This window comes from Thioalkalivibrio sp. ALE20 (assembly GCF_000381405.1).
Taxonomy (GTDB): domain Bacteria; phylum Pseudomonadota; class Gammaproteobacteria; order Ectothiorhodospirales; family Ectothiorhodospiraceae; genus Thioalkalivibrio.
The window spans coordinates 296,558-298,173 of the sequence record NZ_KB906474.1; the positions used below are offsets into that span (position 1 = coordinate 296,558).

A 1,616-nucleotide genomic window follows, 5' to 3' on the forward strand; every position below is an offset into this window, starting at 1 on the left:
GTATCTCCTCGGGCTGGTTGGTTGGTGGTACTTCCATTCCAGCCGGATACGCCGCCTTCCTCAATCCCCCCGTACACCACTTTCGACAGTAACTCATGCGGTTGAAGGATTCTGTCGGGCCGAGAATTGCTGCGCGCCGTGCAGGATCCGTCTAAAATGACTATAGTGGTAAAAAAAGGCCTTCGGAGTGTGAAGCCGCTCGCCTACTGCGTGAGCAAGGACGCTGCTAGACAAGGCTAAGCTCGGCTTGAAGAGTTGACCGCACAATGGCGCGTGAGCAAATCGATATCGAGGACATACGGCCTTATCGAGATGCTCCCGTTTATGAAGCGTGTTTGTCTTTCCGATGGGCGCGTCCTGGTGGGGATAGTGCGGCCCCAACATTCTGCGATATTGCACATGATGGTTTTCTTTGGGCGTACATTGAGCAGTTGGCCAAACATATCGGGACGTCCTTCTTTGATAAAGACACCAACAGCGGTGGCTACTTTTGGTAGGTGGTACACGTGACGGTCACGGAAGTCTGTCGAGTGTGCGGAATACATTGCGATAGACAACGACCATGGGTGGATCATCACAGGTGGTGATGGAGTCGTTTATATGAAGACCTTCAAACTTGGAAATCGGGCATTTTTCGCGTTACTAACCATCGGTTTAGTTCTCTTCAGTACAGCGAAATTGGCAGAAGCCAGCAGCCCCAGTGGGCTGCATGATTGGGAGTACTTTGAGAACTGGGGTGCCATGCCCCTGGGTCAGGGTTCTCGAGCGCTAGCTCCCTCGAATGAAGATGGGATTATGGTTAGCGTGGATTTTGCGCCTGAGTTGGGCTGTGGCGCAACTCTTGTGATTCACTTTAGCGACGCTCGTGTTAGCGACTTAGGGTATTTGAGTCAGATTGATTTACTAATACAATATCGCGTTGACCGGAATGATATATGGGAGGCGCCTCATCCAACGCTTGCCACGGGTGAGAGCATGGACGGTAGGGGTGTTGTAGATTCGCTCAGTGTGCCCATTACAGATGATTTCGTGGACGAGATTCGGAGAGGGCAAATTCTTAGGGTGAAGATAGAGGAAATGAGTGCATTTAGAATCGATTTATCGGGTTCTTTGGCGGCGATAGAGCGTGCTGTTTCCATGTGCTCGGCCACGAGGGAAGAGCAAAGGGGTGATGATGATTACTTTCCAGGTCCTGGGGAATCAATGACTGACGATGATTTCTTCTAGGTGACAGGGAAAATGTCGGATCTGGAGATTTTCTTTTTGGTTGTGGTGAGACGCCTGTGAGGTATCCGTGTCTTTAAATGGCCCATCATATGGTCCGGTACGCATGTTTGATTGGTTTCGATGACCTAAGGAAACACTGATCAAAGGCTCCGCATGCCGCTCCATATCCCGCCGAAGCGCGTTTGGCAGGACATCAGGGCCCCGGCGGCCTGTTTTGGCCCCTGTAACCGCCGTTTTGAGCGGTTACAGGGGCGATTTCCGGTCCTGCAGACACACTATCCCTGCGTGAGGAGCCCCCATCGTCGCGCGCGGTACAGGTTCGCCAGGGCGAACAGACTGTGCAGCTGCGCGGTGTTCTTATTGAGGCCGCGGTAGCGGACCTTGCGGTA

1 protein-coding gene and 1 pseudogene are annotated in these 1,616 nt (G+C 52.6%); one reads left to right on the forward strand and one right to left on the reverse strand.

From position 1 onward, the window contains the following. The first annotated feature begins 600 nt into the window (after window positions 1–600). Entirely contained in the window at window positions 601–1,227 is a 627-nt protein-coding gene (locus tag F790_RS14485) for a hypothetical protein (RefSeq protein WP_156824322.1), read from the forward strand. 275 nt (window positions 1,228–1,502) lie between these two features. On the opposite strand, the pseudogene F790_RS14490 reads toward F790_RS14485, so the two are convergent. After that, window positions 1,503–1,616 (reverse strand): annotated as a pseudogene (locus tag F790_RS14490) (IS5/IS1182 family transposase); the annotation flags it as partial.

Coding starts and splice junctions, on each gene's coding strand:
- F790_RS14485 (WP_156824322.1), top strand. CDS start 601: ATGAAGACCTTCAAACTTGGAAATCGGGCATTTTTCGCGTTACTAACC.